Raw genomic sequence first — 3,958 nt, 5'->3', positions numbered from 1 at the left:
AATCAAATTGTTATTTTGTAACGGGATGTGACGATGCATTGCTTAGAATTACGGAAGGCGTATTGAAGTTGCATTACACACTGGTAGAAAATGAAAATAAAGTTACCATTACCTCCCATTCCAATACTTCCAATATAAGAGTTGTGGATGAAGCAACCGGAACCAGTTATGTAGGTAGCTGGGAAATTAACTATAAAGAACACTATGTCTTATCCAATTATTATCCTTACCAATTCAAGCAGATACTTAGCCTGGTATTAACAACACCTGGACAAGACAATAACATCATGCTGAAAGCTGACTTCCATTTTAAGTACGATGCTGATGGAAACCTAACAACCTATATCGATAATTACAGGATAGACTGTCAGAAATAAAACATAGAGAGAAGGTAAGCGCCCCACATGCGCGAGTTTACAACACTTACCTTTCCTTGCACCTGTTGTACCTCCCAATACATACAACCAGCTCGCACCAGACTCTCACAATCCTAAAAACAAAACAGCCGCTGCTGAAAGGCAACGGCTGTTTTGTTCAGATCATTTTGTCTTCATCATCAGGTATTAATAACCACCTGACTCATTTGTACCGCGATCGGTATTGTGTGAGCTGCTTCCTCTGTTACTGCCACTGCTGCGGCCGCCGTAGCTGCTGCCACCGCCCATTGAGCCGGAGCCGCCGTAGTTGCCCGATGAGCTGCCGTAGGAGCTGTTTCCAAATGATCCGCCGCGATTACCGCCTGCATACCCGGTGCCGCCACCATAATTACTGCCTCCGTAGGAGCTGCCCATACCGGAGCCTTCCCTGTCAGAGAAGTTGCGCAGGCCATGCGTGGTATCCGGCACGCCGTGATGGGAGCTTGGGAATGATTCGCCCATACCTCCACCGGAACGGGAACCGCTGTAGCTGCCCCGTGACCCGGAGTAATAGGACTGCTCGCCCCTGCCCGATCTGTTCTGGTCACTGTTCAGGGTATTGTAACGGTCCGAGGTTCCCTCGTAGTTGGAGATGCCATACCCTTGGGCCACGTTGCCCTGCTCTATGTTGCTGCGCCGCCCCTGGAATCTGTCCCGGTCGCTTCGGTCCACATTCGGATAACTTCTGTAATCATCCTGGTAGTTGCTATACCTGTCGCGTTCGCGGTCGAGGTTGCCGGAATAGGTCCTGTTCTGGTTCCGCTCGTACCCCTGGTCCCAGGATTGTCCCCGGTAGCTGCCGCGGTCCCGCATGTTCTCCTCGTAGTCGCCACCTGAACTGCCCTCGTGGTAGCTGCGGGTCGGCTGGTACCGGTCCTCTTCGTCGTGGCCCCTGCCGCGTCGGTATTGCTGTTCGAACTGGTTGGTTAAGTTACTGGCGGCGTGGTAATGTTCATCGTTTCGATAGCCTTCGTATCTGCCGTAATCGTCGCGCTCTCTGTCTTGTCTGTTCATAGCTTTATGGGTTTATATAAAAAATACACTTTCTATATAAACGGCTGTAAAGCGTCAGGGGTTAATTTATGACCTCCGGGCTATACCTGCCCAGGTTGGTAAAGGGCTGATCCATTGGGTGTAAGAGCAGAATTTAAACCCATCGCTATACCTGCTGCAGAAGCAGGTATAGCGATGTTGGGTGCGTCCCGGAGCAGTAGCTATACCTCGGCCATACCTTCGTAGGACCTGAAAACCTACTGCAAGAAAGGTGTCTATTCTTTAACAGCTTCTCCCACGAAGGACTGCACCACCAGCGTATCGCCCGGCTGCAGCAGCTTTGGTACGCACTGCATCTTTCACTTCCCCGTTGCTGGTCAACATGCGGACTGACGTTGAATAGTTCAGATTTCTTCCTAAGGTCGAAATGACAATGGAAAGCTTAAGTTGACGACATTGGGGCAGAATCCCCACGATAGCAGACACGGGCGGGGGCGCTCGCGCCATGCTGAGGAAGAAGTGACAGTTTTTTTAGCAGGGTAACAACGCGCTATCTGCCCAGGTCACATTTAAAGAAGTCTTCATCGTAGCCGGGCGCCGGTCTGTCATTCACCCGGACGATCCGGTCGAGTCGCACCTCCTCCCCTGTTGTGAGCACCAGGTACTCTTCTGTTCCTTTTGTCACCAGCTCCTTCAGGGTGGCATGCAGGGTGATGAATTCGCGAATGTCGGAATAGTACTGCAGCCTGGCAGCGGCCCGTTTGGCTACCTGCGCTTCCAGCTCCTCCCGAAAATCCGGGTCTATCGGTTCATATATTGTGCTCATGGGTTCGGATGGATTGACAAATGTACGCTATCGGATGTAGTATACGCATTTTGCCACCCTAACTTACCCATACCGGCAAAGCTTTTGAAAGTAACTTCGCTTGGGGCTTATGCCGGGCTGGCTATACCTGCACAACAATCTCAGAAAAAGATCTCGAGTTAACCGTATAAAGGAGCTGGAAGTATACGAAACGGCTGCCCCTGCGTGCGGCCCTTGTGGTTCACTTTAACAGATAGGGACTATGAACTTCAAAAACTCCTATAAAATAGCTGCCGCCGTCATCCTGCTGCTCATCGCCATCCGGATTGCGCTGCCTTACCTGGTGGAAGATTATGTAAACAAAACACTCAACGAACTGCCCGGCCATTCGGGCCATGTAGATGACATTGACCTGTCGCTGTACAGGGGCGCTTACCGGATCGAGGGGCTGGTACTGGAAGAGGATGGCGGCAATCCCAAACATCCGTTCCTGCAGATACCCGAAGCAAACCTGTCTGTCGAGTGGCGGGCGTTGTTCAAAGGCAAACTCGCCGGGGAGATCATCCTGGACAACCCCCAGCTGAACATCGTAGAGCGAAAGGAGGATCCCAAGCCTGCCGAAACCCCTGCCACCGAGCACTGGTCCCGGACAGTGAAGGACCTGGTTCCCGTCAAAGTAAACCGCTTTGTTGTGAACAACGGCAAGTTGAACTACCTCGACTTTACCCGAAAACCCTCGATTGACCTGCACATCCACCACATGCAGCTGACGGCCCTGAACCTAGCCAACGTGGAAGAGGCCGGGAACGAACTCCCCTCCTCAGTACGCGTGACCGGAACATCGGTAGGCGGCGGCGCCTTGAAAGGAAGCATGAAAGTGAACCTGCTTAAGGAGATCCCCGACTTTGACATGGACGCCCAACTCACGCATGTAGACCTGACCAGCATCAACGACTTCATCAAGGCCTACGGAAAATTTGATGTAGAGCGGGGGAACATGGCACTGTACAGTGAATTAAAGCTGAAAGACGGGCAGCTAGACGGATATGTAAAGCCTTTTTTTGAGAACGTAAAAGTGCTGAACTGGGAAAAGGACAGGAAAGAAGATGGCATTTTCAGGGCAGCCTGGGAAGCCATTGCAGGGCTGTTTGCGGAGGCGGCAGAAAACCAGCCCCGGGACCAGATCGCCACCAAGGTTCCGATCCAGGGCAACATCAAGCACCCGGACACCGATGCCACCACCACATTTCTCAACATCCTGCGCCATGCCTTTATCAAAGCCTTCAACAAAGGCATCGAAGCAGAGGCCATCGCCGGAGGAGAAGAAAAGAAATAAGCAGGTATAACCGTCACGTCTCCGTCTGCCGGCTATTACCCGATGGATAAGAGCCAGGCAGCGGCGTCGATTTCTTCGTCAAAGGTTCTGATCTCGAACTCTCCGTCTATCTTTTGCATCAGGTTTTCGATGGTGAGCGTCGCGAAGATACTGGAAGGAATGACCTGCGCCAGGTATTTGAGTCCGGCCGCTCGCATCTGGGGTGCCCACACGTTTTCGGCCCATTCCAGGGCCATGTCCCAGGAGCCTACCACCTGCTTGTTGCTGTTCAGCAGCTTGGAAGTGGGCTTCTCGTGCATCATTTCCAGCAATTTATATCCACCCTCCTGCACTGTTTCAACGGATTGCACGCCAAACCATTGCGCGAAAATATAACTATTGCCTCCCCTTCTGCGGGCGGTAAAGAAC

Annotated in this window: 5 protein-coding genes; 2 read left to right on the top strand and 3 right to left on the bottom strand. The window is 52.0% G+C overall.

Annotated elements, in window-relative coordinates:
- Window positions 1–377 (top strand): hypothetical protein (locus OB13_RS15595; RefSeq protein ID WP_461491102.1); only part of this gene is annotated, 377 nt, incomplete at its 5' end.
- 186 nt (window positions 378–563) lie between these two features.
- Here the strand turns inward: OB13_RS15595 and OB13_RS15590 are convergent.
- Together OB13_RS15590 and OB13_RS15585 are read right to left on the bottom strand one after the other, a co-directional pair.
- On the bottom strand, window positions 564–1,430 hold the full coding sequence (locus tag OB13_RS15590; RefSeq protein ID WP_461491101.1) for a hypothetical protein: 867 nt from the start codon (window positions 1,428–1,430) through the stop codon (window positions 564–566).
- 529 nt (window positions 1,431–1,959) lie between these two features.
- Window positions 1,960–2,235, bottom strand: coding sequence for a hypothetical protein (locus OB13_RS15585; protein WP_461491100.1), 276 nt, complete (start codon window positions 2,233–2,235; stop codon window positions 1,960–1,962).
- A gap of 241 nt (window positions 2,236–2,476) precedes the next feature.
- Here OB13_RS15585 and OB13_RS15580 point away from each other — a divergent pair, with 241 nt between their 5' ends.
- On the top strand, window positions 2,477–3,550 hold the full coding sequence (locus OB13_RS15580; protein ID WP_461491099.1) for a DUF748 domain-containing protein: 1,074 nt from the start codon (window positions 2,477–2,479) through the stop codon (window positions 3,548–3,550).
- A 35-nt stretch (window positions 3,551–3,585) separates the two neighbouring features.
- On the opposite strand, the gene OB13_RS15575 is transcribed toward OB13_RS15580, so the two are convergent.
- A partial coding sequence (locus OB13_RS15575) for a hypothetical protein (RefSeq protein WP_461491098.1) occupies window positions 3,586–3,958 on the bottom strand: 373 nt, incomplete at its 5' end.

The sequence above is a fragment of the Pontibacter sp. HJ8 genome (assembly GCF_054824225.1).
This window is presented reverse-complemented; position numbering and strand designations above follow the sequence as displayed.